This is a genomic window from Acinetobacter seifertii (assembly GCF_016064815.1).
Lineage (GTDB): Bacteria > Pseudomonadota > Gammaproteobacteria > Pseudomonadales > Moraxellaceae > Acinetobacter > Acinetobacter seifertii.
Window position 1 is genome coordinate 122,605 of sequence record NZ_CP065820.1, and the last position, 15,553, is coordinate 138,157.

Sequence of the window (15,553 nt, forward strand, 5' to 3'; positions counted from 1 at the left end):
TATTCATTTTTGTTTTACTGGAGGCTCAGGCGGTGGCAGCAATTCTCCTGTCGGGCTTAAGCCATATTTTTGTCCGATAGATTTGAGAATTAATGTTGCATCAAAAGCGTCCTGCGGAGCCTGCTTTTGATCCCGATAACATTCAATAGTATACGACACTTGAACAGGGTCGATATTGACCACTTGTGGGAAATCATAGAATGGATCATGCCAGAAACCCGGATAACGACGCCCATATCCATACGGATAAAAGCTTGGCGCAGCTGGGTAAACCACGGCCTGACGAGGTGGTTTCTGGCTTTGATTACTTGGGTCATTTTGTACTTTAAAAAAGCGGAAGCCTTTTTGTACAGTCGTTTGTGCTGATTTCACCAAGGTAATTTCTTCAGCTGTTCCATAGCTCATGTTTGAGTCAGCTTGGAAGCTGATTCGGAACGTTTGTGCATTTAACGGATAGGCTGAAAACTGGCCAAGTTGATCGAAAGTTTTTGGTTTGCTAGGTATGGTAGAACAAGCACCTAGAGTTAAGGCAGTGCCTAAAGCTAAACAAAGAGAGAGATATTTCATGGTGAACTCCCAGCTGAGCATGGAAGAATGGATAACTCAGCATTAAAAAATAGAGCAGTCTTAAAAACTGCTGTTCGGTTCTAATAAAAATTCGGTTTCCTCTGGTGTTGAAACACGTCCGAGGATGGCATTGCGATGAGGATAACGTCCAAAGCGATCAATAATCACTTTATGCTTTTTCTCAAAGCTTAAATTAATTTCATTGCCGAGGCGTTGAAATAACTTTAAAGCAAACTCATGGATCAATTTTGATTCACTATGCATAAATGGCATATACAAAAATGAGCGTTGGTCAGGATTAAGCTGTGCATCGAGTTGCAAGCTAATTGCTTCTTGTGACAAAGCTAAAGCGAGGCTGTCATAAGCAAAAGATTCAGGTTGATCACGATAAATGTTGCGAGAAAACTGATCTAGCACAATAATCTCTGCAAGACGACCTTCTGCTGTTTTTCGCCAAGACCAAAGTTCTGCTTGAGTCGCCTGATGATGAATGTCTGCAAATTGATCACGGATTTTTTTGTCAAAATCATCACTTTTTGCAAACCAAAGTGAACGGTGTTCAGGTGAAAACCAGAAGTTTAAAATGTCTTGATCGTTCATGATATTGACAACTCTTTAGCAATTATTCTTCAATAAAATCACAATTCTTTCGTGTCTTAAATAACAAGATTGTGATAAAAATTGCCAAACTGAAATGATGTGATCATATCAACATCCATATCATGTCACGATTTTGTATATAGTGATCTTTTATAAGCGAGCAAATGCATGAGTCAACCCACTACACCATCTCAATCAGTTATTCCTGCTTGGGTGGATTCGTCGCTACTACAAGGCATGTTACGTGGAATAGAACGTGAAAGCCTACGTATGCAAAGTAATGGGTTCTTATCACAAGAGTTACATCCAAAGGCATTAGGTTCAGCTTTAACACATCCAAAAATTACGACTGACTATTCAGAAGCGTTGATGGAGTTTATTACTTCACCACAGCCAACCATTGGTGATGCCTTGCATGAACTCACCGATATTCATGCAGTTGTGCATCGTCATTTAGAAAATGGTGAAAAGCTCTGGCCGTTGTCTATGCCATGTATGCTTGATGACAACGAAGAACGTATTCGTTTAGCTCAATACGGTACTTCTAATATTGGTCGCTTTAAAACGCTTTATCGCCGTGGTTTGGGTATTCGTTATGGTCGCCGTATGCAGACGATTTCGGGCGTACACTATAATTTATCTTTTCCAGATTCTCTTTTTTCTGCTTTGCAGGCACATGAAACTGACGAAAAATTAAAATCACTCAGTCTGCAAGATTATCGTAGTCACCGTTATTTTGGACTTATTCGTAACTTTATTCGTTTAACGCCACTGGTAATGTTCCTAGTCGGGGCGAGTCCATCAGTTTGTCGTTGTTTTTTGACTGGGCATCAACATCATTTATTGCCTTTAATCAAAGGGTCATACTATTTGCCGTATGCTACAGCACTCCGTATGGGACGTTTAGGCTACCAAAACTCGGCACAAAAAAGTTTAGGTATTCACTACAACAACCTATCTGGTTATCTGGCTGGTTTACAAAAAGCAGTACATTCTCCTTACCCGCCATTTAGCCGTTTAGGGTTAAATGATGCCTCTGGTGAACCGTTGCAAATTAATGACCATGTTTTACAAATCGAGAATGAATATTACAGTCTCGTGCGTCCAAAACAGGTACCGCATGCGGGTGAAACACCATCTCAAGCCTTGCAAAATCGAGGCGTGGGTTATGTTGAACTCCGTGCAGTAGATGTAAATCCATATTCACCAATTGGTGTAAATGAAACAACGGCTGGTTTCCTTGAGGCATTGGCGCTTTATTGCTTACTCAGTGATAGCCTTGAGTTGTTGTGTCCTGAGCAAGATTTGATTGAGAAGAACCAGACAGAAGTGGTTAACCGTGGTCGAGCGCCAAACGCAACCATTACTGATTTAAACGGGTCTTACCATATTGAGGACTGGGCACGTCAGCATATTTCGAACATGCAGGCTTGTGCCAAATTACTTGATCAGACCTATGCAACAACTCTGTACAGCTCGGCTTTGACCGTAATGCAAGAACGCATTGATGAAGTAGATGAAACATTATCTGCACATGTGATTGATGACACGTTAAAGCATGGTGGAACTTGGAGCTTTGGCAGTCATATGGCACAGATGCATGCTGAAAGTTATGAAAAGCATGAAATCAGTGCAGAGACTTTACAATATTTTGAACAATTGGCTGCACAATCTTTACAGCAGCAAGAACAACTTGAGCAAGATAGTCAGATCAGCTTTGATCAGTATCTTGAACAATATAGATAAAAACGAGGTTTTACATGCGATTAAGTTACCGTTTGGTGAGTGGACTGCTTGTACTGGCAAGCATTGTCGGCATGTCTTTTGCGTTATATTTGGAACATGTAAAAGGTTTAGAGCCATGTCCGCTCTGTATTTTTCAACGTGTTGGCTTAATGGCAATGGGTTTTGTGGCACTCATCGCATTTTTGCATAACCCAGTTTCCAATGCGATTAAACGCTTCTACGCATTTTTAGCAGGCATTGCAATTTTATGGTCTGTAGGCGTGGCAGGCCGTCATGTCTGGATACAACATTTACCACCAGACCAAGTACCAAGTTGTGGACCGGGTTTAAATTACCTGATTGATGCTTTACCGATGAAAGCTGTTTTACAAGAAGTGCTTTCTGGTTCAGGTGAATGTGCTGCTATTGATTGGACCTTTTTAGGTCAGTCTTTGCCAGTTTGGTCATTAGTGTATTTTGTTTTGCTATTACTGGTTTGTTTATGGCAATTATTCCGTTTTTATCCAGTATTTAAGACGGCTAAAAACTAAGTTTAATATGATTAAAAAAGCCCAACTCAAGTTGGGCTTTTTTTTAATCACTTTAGAATAAGTGAGAATATAAGAAAAATTGATAAAAATAGCGCATAATTTTGTAGACAGATAGTTCTGTTTTTTATAAAGTGCACCCGTTTATATATCCTTACGATTATAAAAAAATGCTTTTTAATATATTTAGTGTCTTGGAAAAAATAGGGCTAAATGCTCAGAAACGTGCTATCCATGTACAGTTCTCTAATGAACTACTCAATAACCAAATATTCTTACAACGTATAGAAGGCCAACATCAGCTGAATGGTGGCCTAATGGCAGAGTTGATTTGCCTTTCAACCAATGCCCAAATTGCATTGAAGCAATTTATTGGTGTTCAAGTCGCTGTTGATCAGGTCACAGATTCGGGACAATTGTTCCGAACAACAGGTATTGTGACTGAAGCCAGTTATGGACAAAGTGATGGCGCTCTAACGCTTTATAAGCTGACTTTAGAAGATGCGACAAATTTATGGCACAAACGCCGTAATAGTCGTGTTTTTATGAATAAAAGTATCGTAGAAATTACCGAAGTTCTATTTAAAGAGTGGCAAGAAAAAAGTCCACTGTTTGCTGCGAGTTTAAGTCTAGACTTGGGTGGGTTAAGTCAAAACTATGATATTCGACCTTTCACCATGCAGCACAATGAGTCTGACTATGACTTTCTTACGCGCTTATGGCGAAGTGAAGGCATTAGTTGGCTCATTGATGAGTCAGAGCTTTTTGTTCCACATTTTACTGCGCCAATACAAGCTCAAAAACTAAGACTCATTGATGACAATAGCCAGTATCAGGCTTTAGAGCGTCGTAGTATTCGCTATCACAGAAGTAGCGCAACCGAATATCAAGATAGTATTACTGGTTTTGTTGCAGTACGAAGTTTGCAACCGACAGCAGTACATGTACAGCGCTGGCAACCCGATGCCCTTGCACAAGAAGAGGGTAATGGTTCGGTTGTTACTACACATACACATTCAGACAGCTTTGACTCAGCCACTTTAAGTCTTGAGCAAGCATGGCATGTAAGCCCCGCTTGGATGCAAGATTTAAAAGGAGAAGATCAGGCAACGGCTTCGGGTAGTAGTCAGTTAGAAAAACTAAATCAGCACTTCACCGATATGCATGCGAGTCGGGCTAAATACTTTAAAGCCTATAGTAGTGTCCGCGATAGCCAAGTCGGCTATTGGTTTAATCTACGTGAACACCCTGAAATTGATCAGCATGAAGGGGCAGATCAAGAGTTCCTGATCATTGCTAAAAACTTCTATAATCAAAATAACTTACCTAAAGATTTACATCAGCAAGTTAGCCAGTTATTAACCCAAAGTCGTTGGGATCAACACGGCTACGATGATATAGAGCGTCAAGGTAATGAACTGACTCTAATACGCCGTCAAATCAAAACTGCGCCTGAATATAATCCAGAACAGCATCGCCCCATTGCCTACCCACAAAGAGCGAAAGTCGTGGGACCACAAGGAGAAACCATTCATGTCGATGAATGGGGACGTATTAAGGTACGTTTTCTATTTACCCGTAGTGATGATCATGGCCATGATGGTGGCGCAGGTAGCAATGACAATGATACCGACTCGGCTTGGGTGGATGTACTGACTCCTTGGGCAGGAGAAGGTTATGGCGCACGTTTCTTACCGCGTATTGGTGAAGTGGTTGTCATTGACTTTTTTGATGGCAATATCGACCGTCCATTTGTGACTGGGCGCATCCATGAAGCGCAGCGCTCACCAACCAAATTCGATATAAAAGGTCAGCTTCCTGCAACTAAAAAACTGAGCGGGATTCGCAGTCAAGAAATCAATGGAAGTGGCTTCAACCAATTACGCTTTGATGACACAACTGGACAAATTAGTACCCAACTCCAAAGTAGCCATGCAGCAACACAGCTGAATTTGGGTAATTTAAGCCATCCGAAAGAACAAGAGACGAGCCAAGGCCGAGGTGAAGGCTTTGAGCTCAGAACAGATGCTTGGGGAGCTGTGCGTGCGGGTAAAGGCATGCTGATTAGTACCTATGCACAAGAGCAGGCGATTGCAGACCATTTAGAGGCTGCACAAGCACAATCTTTACTTTCACAAGGCTATGAAAGCATGAAAATGCTCAGTGAGGTTGCAGCCAAGCAACAAACTGATGCTTTGAATGTGATTAATCGCTTACCTAAATTCATCCAGTCGCTTGAGCTAAAAACCACAGGTCAGGCATTAAATAGTACGGTGAATCTATTTAAAGAAGGGATTAATAACGATCCTATTCACGCTTTAAAAGACTGTGGCGGCTTTATTCAAGACATTGGTGCACTAGGCGGCAATGCAAAAGGCGTTGTAGATGAATTTAATGCTTTCTTTACCGATGCCAAAGATGCAGTGGAAAACTTAAAAGCGTTCATCGAAAACGTTGAAGAACATGGTGCCGATATCGTTAAAGGTAAACTTGCCAGCATTAAAGATCGCATTTATAAAAATCCATTTGAGAGTATTAAAGAGGTCGGAAAAGTCTTAGCCAATGTTGAGACTAAAGACTTCGACATGATGAGTGTATGCGGAACTTTTAGTAAAGGCAGTAAATTGGAAGTATTACCTTCTAAAGCATTGAGTTCTTTACAAGGCTTTATGGAGGGTTATACCCAAGGTTTAGAAAGTAGTTCCGATACTAAACAGCAAGAACAAGGCAAAATCTTTAGACAAGCGCTTATGTTATTAGCATCGCCAAATGGCATTGCTTTGACGACGCCTGAAAATATTATTTTGCAAGCGTCGCAAGATATTGCTGAAAGTGCCAGCGGTTCAATTAATTTGAGTGCACAGAAAAATATTATTGGACATGCACAAGACAAAATCAGTTTGTTTGCTGCGCAAAAAGGTTTGCGTGCTTATGCAGCAAAAGGAAAGCTCGAACTACAAGCACAAGATGATGCTATTGAAGCAATTGCCAAGAAGGTCATCAAGCTCATTTCTACTGAAGATAAAATCGAGCTTACGAGTCCTAAAGAAATTGTATTAACAGCTGGTGGGTCACAGCTCAAAATTAATGCCAATGGCGTGTTTTCAACAACAGGCGGTAAGTTTGAAAGTAAAGCTGGGCAGCATTTGTTTACGAGTGGAGCCAAGGTTTCTTATGAGGTACCTCAACTGCCAAGTACCATGATGTATAGTAATAAGTTGGATGTTTATGATTTGTTTTGGCAGAATGATTTTAGTCAGTTTAGTTATAAAGCTTTTATTCCAGCAACAAATTCATTTATCTCAGGAGGCCTAGATGAACATGGGCGAACTGGGAAAATTACAAAAGAAGATCCGTTGAATATAAAAGTTTTAGTTGGAAAAGAGCAAGAACTGTGGGATGTAATTGTTGATGAATGGGATGATGAGGATTTTACTTTAGGAGTGAAAAAGAATGAAAAATAAGTGTTTAGTAACCTTTATTCTATTAGACTTGCTAGGACATCCCATTAAGAATGCTAAATATCAAATAAAAAATGGTAATAAACTCGTTGCTGAAGGATTAACAAATTCTAAAGGAGCAATTGTTGACATAAGTAGAGATAAAGGAGTAGTTCTTGATATCTACTTTCAAAATATTTTAAATCAAATGCAACTTATCAATAGAGTCTGTCTTGAAAAAAGCCATGCTATTGTCAAGCTATATAGTCCATCAGTTTTAATAAAAACTCAGCTCAGAGAGAAAGGGCAAGCTGGTCAATATAGTAGAAAAACATATAAGGTGAAAAAAGGCGATACTTTATTAAAAATTTCAAAAGAAATGAATTGTAATATTGAAGAGATTCAAAGAATAAATAAAATTAATGATGCAAATAAGATTTCTGAAGGACAAATACTAAAGTTACCTTTAAACAAGGGAGTTAAAGCAGAACCAAAAAAAATAAATAATAACTCTAATATTAATAATGGAGCTGCTAAGAAGGATAATCATGATGATAAAGATGACCATTGGTTTGGTACATTAGCAAAAGCTCCAGATTGGGTGTCTGATATTAGTGCAGATAAAGTCTATAATTATATTAAAGATCAGATTCTTAATAGTACAGCACCAGAATTAAAAAATGTGAATGCTGAAAGTCAAGATACTGGTAATCCAAAACAAAATATATCTAATTATAAACCAAGTATTATTTTTCCTTTTAAAGTAAAACCTATTAATGATATAAGTGGAGAACTGTCAAATTATTATTGGGGCGCTAAACTCAATGATACTAATGCTTCTATGGCAATTTTTGGAAGAAATAGAGGTGGTAATAGAAGACACGCGGGAAGAGATTTATATAGTAATTGTAAACCTGTCAGCAAGGCAGAAAGTGGCTTTGAAGTAGTAGCTATAGCGCCTGGTAAAGTAATAGCTTCACAAGGATTTTATTTACACACTAATCAAATAAGTATTAGACATAAAACTGATGATGGTCGAGAGTTTATAATTAGGTATGGTGAACTAGATCCAAAATCAATAACATTAAAAGTGGGCGACCCCGTTACGCAAGGCCAAATATTGGGTAAAACAGGCGTAATGAAAAAAAACAATGGACCAGCAGTTATACCTATTGCTGGAAAAACAGCACATAATGTCTCGATGCTACATTTTGAATATTTTACAGGCAATGGTTTTTCATTAGATGATGCGTCAAATCTTACAATAAAAGAGCATGGACTATATTCAAGACGTGATGATATAGCTGATCCCTTAGCAATATTGTTAGAAGGATATAGAAATAGTTTTGATTTACAGTTACCTCAAACTCCTTCTCAGACTCCGAAAGGAAATAGAATACCTATAAGCAATTTAATAACAAGTACAAATGCAAGATTATTTATTCAAGAATGGGAAGGTAAATATTTAACTCCTGACGGGCAAGGGACATATTATTACAATGATTCTAAAGGATATTGTACAGTTGGTTGGGGACATCTAGTAGGTCAAGCGTCATGTAAAGCTTTAGGGAAAAAGGCTTTAAAAGATTTTATCTCAATATCTCAGGCTAAAACTTATTTTGATGAAGATGTTTTGAAACATGAAGCTTATGTTAAGAAAGCTATTAGAGTTCCGCTTTACCAATATGAATTTGATGCTTTAGTATCGTTAGCATTCAATATTGGGAATATTGCTAGTAAAGCACCTAATTTATGTAAGCTTATTAATGAAACTAATTATAAAGATGGGCCTAAAGAAATGTTGGATATAAATAAAATAACTGTAAATGGAAAAAGGGTTCCAGATCTCGGTTTAACTAAAAGACGTAATAGTGAATATCAATTATTTGTTAAAGGAGTATATGATGCAAGGCATTAATATTAATTTTCTTGGCTTACTGTTAGTCTTTAGTTTGAGTGCCTGCTCAAATGCTGCAGATTATAAACCACAACGGTTAGACGAGAAAACAATATATAGTAATAGTGAGCATGATCTGAATAGTATATATTCAGATATAAAAAGCTATATCAGTGATAATAAAAATGAAGTTAAGTATCTGGTAGATACTCAACGCTCTTGGTTGAAAGATAGAAATTTAAAATGTAAATTTAATGGGAAAGAAGCAAGTAGTGAAAACTATAAATGTTTAAGTGACTTTAACAGTTCTAAAATAAAAGATTTGAAAAAGTCATATTTGGACCTTGATAGTTTAGAGGGAAACCTAATAAAACCATTTAAATACACAAATGGTATTGTGAAAGAGTTAGAAACAGGTGGATGTTATTGTAGTGAAAGTACAATTAAAATTTTAAAAAACAAAATTTATATATATCAAGCTTGTGATCAAGGGTTAAAGGAGCCACGTATATATAATATTGTTGGCAAGAAAAAAGACGGATTTTCTGTGGAATATCAAATTGATACGAATAATAATAAAGTTCCGGAATTTAATTTGGCATTCGTTACTAACGGTAAAAATGTTTGGAATATAGTTCCGAAAATCTTTAGAAAAGAAGATTTAATAAATTTAAATTTTGCAATTAAGTATACAACTGATATGAATATAAAAAACAAGAAAAATGATTGTCATGATGATGAAGAGTAATTATGTGTTATTAAGGTTTTGATTGTATTTGATAATAGTAATATCAGCTTAAAATATGATATTGCTATTATTATAAAATTGAAATTTAAAGTAAATAATGAGCTTAGCTTAAATGAATAAATGTCTTAAATTTATAGTTTTTACCGCTTTCATGATTGGATCTATTAAAGCTTCATATGCTAATTTTGGTTTTATTCAAGATAAAGATGGGTATGTGAATGTAAGGGAAAATTCAAGTTTAAGTTCGAAAATTACAACCAAATTAAATAATAATGAAATTGTTTCTTGTATGATGGATGAAGGGACAAATAATTTTTGTTTAGTTAATGCAAGCAATGGTGTAACTGGATTTGTCTATAAAAATAGAATAAATAATTTTAGTGGTTACACTTCTATTAAGATATCTCAATATTCTAGAGAAAAGGTTGTCTATAGTGATAAAAATATAATAGTAGAAGTGTATGCAAAAAAAGCCATTTTAGATCCTAAACTTTATAAAACTTTTAAAGGTGAATATAAGTATTTTAATAATAAACAATTCTTTGGTACTGATGGTACTTTACCTAATAATGATTTTTTACAACTTGATAAAATCATAATTAAGAATAAAGATAAGAAAATGGAAATTGGTAAAAATGATATAGAGCAATACTTTTTTCCTAAAAATGGTATAGATGGTGACAAGAATGAGCTTGCTGATTTTAAAATATATTATTTAAATAATAATATTTATATTTTAAATACTTTTAATAATGGTGGTGCAGCAGCTTACAATATTGTTTTAAATGTAAAAAATGGAAAATTAGTTGCTAATAAAGCTTGGAAGGTTGAAATTTAAAATATTTTCTTCTTTTATGATAGGTAATTGATTTTTGAAAAAGCTCAACGTAAGTTGGGCTTTATTAAGCTATTAAAATTCTTGTTAAAGAAAAAGATAATAGAATTCAAATCAGTAAACTGTGGTGAAACAATATTCTTTCTAAAGATGGTATCGATAGTGATTTAAAATCATATTTTGTAAACTTTAGAGTCAAGGACTAAACTGATAATGAAAGTATTAAAGATAGTAATGGGTACATATATTCTATTAAACAGTATAAGCTTATATGCAGAAAGTACGAGCGAGTGTATGAAGTATTGGCATGAAAAATCTGCTGCATCTCTCAAGGTTTTGGAAGAGGTGGAATGTGAAAATATTTGGGAATATGGAAAGAGTAGGGCGACCCAAGATCGCTTGAAACTATTAAACCAATTGAAATTAAACCCAAAGAATAATCAATGGATGTCAATAGGTGAATGTTCTAAAGTTTCATATAATAAAAACAATTATTATATTTACCGTGCATATTATAAGGAAGATAGAGATGAAATATGGATTGCATATAATGATAAAAGTTCATTTTCTTATTTCAGAAAAGTAAACTCACCCCAAAAAGAAGGAGAAAATTCTAAAGTATCTTTGAGTTGTGCAAAAAATGGAGAATATGATGAAGCCAGATCTGTATTAAATAATTATTTAAAAAATAATACTTCAGTTAGTATGAGCTATTATAAAGTAGGAGATTGGTATAAGGGGGATTAATTATGATAAAACGATTAAATTTGAAAAATTAATTTCTGTATATTTATTAGGCTTAAGCTTGCATAGTATCCAATATGTAACTGAGAATTATTATGCAAATTCTTCACAAGTATACAAAGTAAATAACAATAAATTTGTTAATTCTACTGAAAAAATTATAAAATAATTTATTGTATTGTAATTTGGTTATAATAGTTTGACTTGATTATTTATAAATTAATTAAATGAAAAAATTTTGTTTATTATTGCTGGCTCTTTCTGTTACCACATTTGCAAATGCAGATAAGTGGAATGGTACTTATCATTATTATAGTTCAGAAGAGTTGTCGGGTGGTAATGTTGCGACGATAGAATCGGTTTTAACGCTAACACCCAAAAAGTGTGAGTATTCTGTTGCTGGCTTTCAGGTTGATAAATCTTATATATGTAAAGTAAAAGAGAAAAATAACGAACTATATTTCTTTAAAGTTCAAAGTGGTGAAAAGTTAGGAAAAGTAGTCTTTAAGAAAGGAAAATATTATCTTTATTCCGATGAAGTTTTAGATATCAAAAATAATCTATTTTATAAGGATAAATAATTGATATAGAGTTCTTTATAACCTTTTCTATTTTTTAATATTTGAAAAAATAAGAAAAGATTTAAAATTTTAAAAAAAACCGACATAAGTTCACTTTTTATATATCTTTACAGTTCATTGTTAACATTTAAGCATATGGCTCGGCATATCTAAGATGAAGGTTTTAATACTTAAGTGATGAAGATATTTATGGAAGTAGCTATAGGATAGAATATGATTGAAATATTTAAACGAAAAATAACGGAAGTTACAGGATTTAATATGAAAAAGACTTTTATATCAATTTTTTTATTAAGCGGAATTATTTTTTAGTTTTAATATATATGCAAATGAGGATACTTTTGTAGTTTCTGCAAAATGTAAGGATGAATATAGTTCTAATTGTGACATTTTGAGAACTACAAATAGTAAGAATGAAATAGTTATAAAAGATGTCAAACTTTTAAATATTTCAAAAATAAATAAAAACTTATATAAAGTGAAAACATCTTGTGGGTCTCCATGTTTAGTTACGCTTTTCTATAGTCAAAATAAAGAGGATTCTACAGACGAATTTATTGCTGTTGATAATAAAAATAATTGTTTAATTGAAAGTGATAGTCAGAAAAAAGTTATTTATGCTAGAAAATTGTTTACAAATAAGCCTAGAAAAATTGTCGATTTAAAAACCAAAGAATTTAGTGGTTTATTGCAAGGATTTGATTGTTATAGTTATTTTAAAGGGGAAAGTTTTTTCTCACCTGATGGTAGTTTAAATTTAATTGCAAATGATTATGGGGAAATATTGGTTAAAAAGAAAATAAAAAATCCTTGTGAAAGTTAAGTGAAATAATTTATTTAGTGCCTTTAATTGATGGAAATACTAATTTTCTTATTAAGTCTAGTATAAGTGTTAAAAAATTAGTATCAGAATTAATTTCTGGATGGAAAATTGAGTCTTTTGATGATTGAGAGATTAGTGTTCATGGTTATAGAGAAAAACATAAACCTGCTTAAATATTTAAAAAATAAAATTATAAAATTTTACTTTTTTTATATTAAGAAGCTAACTATATTGGCTCTTACTTTTTTTGGATTTATTATTTGTTCAGCCATCTATGCAAAAGAGACATTTAATGTTGAATTGAAATGTAAAGGGCATGATCAAGAATATTGTGATGTCGTAAAAAACACTGATAATAAAACTAATTTTATTTTAAGAGACATGAGATACCCAGAGGTTGATAAAGTAAATAAAAATATTTTTCATGCTTATGGTAGTTGTGGCTCACCATGTCAATATCACTTTTTTATAAGTAAAACAGCGGAAGATCAGACTAAAGAGTTTATTACTTTAGATAAAAATAATAATTGCCTAGTTGAAAGTGATTCTAAACGAAATCTTATTTATGCTAGAAAACTTTTTAATAAAAATAAAAAAATGATCGTTGATTTGAAAAATAAAGAATTTAATAATGTTCCAATCGATGTTGCTATATATAACTCATTTCAAGAAAGTTCATATTTTGATGATCAAGGACAGCTGCATTTAGTAGCCATGTTAGCTGATGTTGATAAAAATGGTAATAGTTTATACTTTAATAAAATAATCAAGAAAGCTTGTGAATAATAAAATGATTGATTGTGGGGATTTAAAATCTTTCTAAATATAAAACTTATGACAGATTTAAATGATTGTAAACTATACAATTTAGAAAAAGCCCAACATTAAGTTGGGCTTTTTTTACGTCTCAACAATCCCTTCCAAATCTTCGAGTGTATAGTTCGGCATATCAATAATATGGGTTTGAATACCGTCTTGCACATAATCATTCACATGAGGATATAACCAGCGAGTAATCTGCTCAGCAACACTCGAATGATACTGAATTTCAAAATGGTTTAAGCCATAAAACACCGCTTTGTGTGAGTCTGGAACTTTAAGTTGAAAACGTGGATTTGGGTGTTCGCCCAGTGCGCTTTTCACACTCACTAAGTAATCGCCAATCACGGTAAGCGCTTTATTACGCACCTTTTCAAACTCTAGTGTTCCTGCCACTAAAAAGGTATTGATATGCGAAGGTAGAGGAGCTGGAGCACGGTTGTCATCCATCATGCCAATACGGGCATCCATATATTCCCAGTCATCATCACGAACGCTGCCGTGGCGTAGGTCTAAAATGCCATTACTACGAATATTGACTAACTGACCCAGTAACCCAACAAATGGGAATGCTCCGAGCTTATCTTGTATAGCAAAGCCAAAGCGCTCAAGTACTGCACCATGATGTGGGGAACCAATACAGACAAGGTTCTCGACCATATGAATCCATTGGTACATATTTTGTTTACCGTAAAACAGTGCGCTACGGGAAACCAGTCCACCCATACTATGACCAATGATATCAATACTGGTAATTCTTGGATTACGTTGTACCAAATCTTCTAATAAGTTAGAGAAACTACGGCCATTGGCTGAAATGCGGCGACCTGTGTTGTAGTTTAAATACAGCATGGTGTTGTGATCACGCTGCGCGAGCAGACGCTCACCAATGCCACCATAGTGTGCATTTGACCAAGTCAGATGGTTCATACATAGACCATGAGCCAAAATCACGATACGGCCTGCAAGTTCGCCTTGCTGGATTGCACCGTAGTGGTCGTATAGCACCATGGGTAAGGCAAGGGGACTATGTTGTTTAAGTAAATAGTCTCCAAAAATACCATTTAAAATACCCACCAAAAAATGTTGGCTCGGGGTGAGTGGTTTTTCGTGAAGTGTGGGATATTTTTCAATTATGTGACGTAAACTTGGCGCTAAAAAGTGGCTACCATATTTTTGTAAAGCGCCATAAGAAAATTGATATAACTTTTGCACAAATGGTCGTTTTTGAAAGTTTTTTGCATTTTGGGCGCTAATACCAAAAGCATTTTTTAATACTTCAATATTAATGACTTGTATTAATTCATGTACACCATTTAAGCTGGTGCTGAACAGTTGAGCTAAACCTTCTAGTACGTCGGCCTGACTCGGTGGCGTACGATCCCATTTACAATAAGTTTCATGTAACGGTGTTAAGCTCGGCATATCTTTTCCCCATTTACGTTATAACCGACGTTTTAAGCTGTACTTTTTATCAACGGCAGCTAACGTTTCCATCTTAGTAGTTTAAATAACACATGTTTTTAAAATACTGATGAATGGTAAGTTGAATCGTTTTTCTTGTCTGACAATAGTGTTTTTATATACAAACTGAGAACAAAAATGTGAGTTTATTCTCAATTTAAGAGGGAAATATATGAATATTATCTACCTCCATGGTTTTAATAGCAGCTCTCTTTCAATTAAAGGGCTGAGCCTTAAGCAGTATTGTAGCGAATTGGGCATCAATGTGCATTTGCCAGATTTAAATAGATCTCCAGATCAGGTCGTAGCGCAAGTTTCAGAGCTGATAGAGTCTTTACAAGATGTGGCGTTAGTCGGCAGTAGTCTCGGCGGGTTTTTTGCGACATATTTTGTCGCGAAATATAATATTCCGGCTGTACTGATTAACCCTGCTATGCAACCATGGAAGTTGTTTGATAAGTTATTTCAAGTTGAAAGCATGCCTTATAAGGTGAATGATCAATGGTCAATTGATCATGTTCAGTTACGACAGTTAGAACAACTGGAACTGAAACAACCCGAAAATGCCGACAAAATACTCGTCTTATTGCAACAAGGCGACGAAATTTTGGATTATCGTCAAGCACAACGCTATTATAGTGCTGCAACACCATCCTCATTGATTTTGACGGATGCTCATGGCAATCATGCCATGGAAGATTTTGAAGAAAAATTACCCTTAGTGATCGAATTCTTTGCGCACACCATCAAATAAGGAAAACG

General features: G+C 34.9%; 14 protein-coding genes. 11 read left to right on the plus strand and 3 right to left on the minus strand.

The window, feature by feature from the left end; genetic code table 11:
* Positions 1 to 3 precede the first annotated feature (3 nt).
* Both I8T81_RS00565 and I8T81_RS00570 read right to left on the minus strand, forming a co-directional pair.
* The gene (locus I8T81_RS00565; RefSeq protein WP_004704850.1) at positions 4 to 567 is read right to left on the minus strand and encodes a CC0125/CC1285 family lipoprotein; all 564 of its coding nucleotides are present in this window, start codon (positions 565 to 567) and stop codon (positions 4 to 6) included.
* A gap of 60 nt (positions 568 to 627) precedes the next feature.
* A complete protein-coding gene (locus I8T81_RS00570; RefSeq protein WP_198071901.1) occupies positions 628 to 1,167 on the minus strand; it encodes a DUF924 family protein in 540 nt (179 codons plus the stop codon).
* Positions 1,168 to 1,335: 168 nt separating this feature from the next.
* Here I8T81_RS00570 and gshA point away from each other — a divergent pair, with 168 nt between their 5' ends.
* From gshA to I8T81_RS00620, 10 genes are all read left to right on the plus strand, one after another.
* A complete protein-coding gene (gene gshA, locus I8T81_RS00575) occupies positions 1,336 to 2,913 on the plus strand; it encodes a glutamate--cysteine ligase (RefSeq protein ID WP_198071902.1) in 1,578 nt (525 codons plus the stop codon).
* A 14-nt stretch (positions 2,914 to 2,927) separates the two neighbouring features.
* The gene (locus I8T81_RS00580) at positions 2,928 to 3,443 is read left to right on the plus strand and encodes a disulfide bond formation protein B (RefSeq protein WP_004704854.1); all 516 of its coding nucleotides are present in this window, start codon (positions 2,928 to 2,930) and stop codon (positions 3,441 to 3,443) included.
* Positions 3,444 to 3,610: 167 nt separating this feature from the next.
* A complete protein-coding gene (locus I8T81_RS00585; protein WP_198071903.1) occupies positions 3,611 to 6,904 on the plus strand; it encodes a type VI secretion system Vgr family protein in 3,294 nt (1,097 codons plus the stop codon).
* A complete protein-coding gene (locus I8T81_RS00590) occupies positions 6,894 to 8,798 on the plus strand; it encodes a glycoside hydrolase family protein (protein WP_198071904.1) in 1,905 nt (634 codons plus the stop codon). The genes I8T81_RS00585 and I8T81_RS00590 overlap by 11 nt, the downstream gene beginning before the upstream one ends.
* Positions 8,785 to 9,525 (plus strand): lysozyme inhibitor LprI family protein, encoded by a 741-nt coding sequence (locus I8T81_RS00595; RefSeq protein ID WP_198071905.1) that lies wholly within the window; start codon positions 8,785 to 8,787, stop codon positions 9,523 to 9,525. The genes I8T81_RS00590 and I8T81_RS00595 overlap by 14 nt, the downstream gene beginning before the upstream one ends.
* Before the next feature lie 112 nt (positions 9,526 to 9,637).
* On the plus strand, positions 9,638 to 10,363 hold the full coding sequence (locus I8T81_RS00600) for an SH3 domain-containing protein (RefSeq protein ID WP_198071906.1): 726 nt from the start codon (positions 9,638 to 9,640) through the stop codon (positions 10,361 to 10,363).
* A 291-nt stretch (positions 10,364 to 10,654) separates the two neighbouring features.
* Entirely contained in the window at positions 10,655 to 11,107 is a 453-nt protein-coding gene (locus tag I8T81_RS00605; RefSeq protein WP_227602146.1) for a hypothetical protein, read from the plus strand.
* A gap of 224 nt (positions 11,108 to 11,331) precedes the next feature.
* Positions 11,332 to 11,685, plus strand: a complete 354-nt coding sequence (locus I8T81_RS00610; protein WP_198071908.1) for a DUF5991 domain-containing protein — start codon at positions 11,332 to 11,334, stop codon at positions 11,683 to 11,685.
* 391 nt (positions 11,686 to 12,076) lie between these two features.
* Positions 12,077 to 12,508 carry a hypothetical protein gene (locus I8T81_RS00615; protein WP_227602147.1) on the plus strand — a complete coding sequence of 144 codons (432 nt, stop codon included), beginning with the start codon at positions 12,077 to 12,079 and terminating at the stop codon, positions 12,506 to 12,508.
* Between the two features lie 120 nt (positions 12,509 to 12,628).
* Positions 12,629 to 13,294 (plus strand): hypothetical protein, encoded by a 666-nt coding sequence (locus tag I8T81_RS00620; RefSeq protein WP_198071909.1) that lies wholly within the window; start codon positions 12,629 to 12,631, stop codon positions 13,292 to 13,294.
* Between the two features lie 114 nt (positions 13,295 to 13,408).
* Here the strand turns inward: I8T81_RS00620 and I8T81_RS00625 are convergent, their stop codons facing one another.
* Entirely contained in the window at positions 13,409 to 14,752 is a 1,344-nt protein-coding gene (locus tag I8T81_RS00625) for a PGAP1-like alpha/beta domain-containing protein (RefSeq protein ID WP_004704875.1), read from the minus strand.
* Between the two features lie 211 nt (positions 14,753 to 14,963).
* Between I8T81_RS00625 and I8T81_RS00630 the strand changes: the two genes are divergently transcribed.
* Entirely contained in the window at positions 14,964 to 15,545 is a 582-nt protein-coding gene (locus tag I8T81_RS00630) for a YqiA/YcfP family alpha/beta fold hydrolase (RefSeq protein ID WP_198071910.1), read from the plus strand.
* Positions 15,546 to 15,553 lie beyond the last annotated feature (8 nt).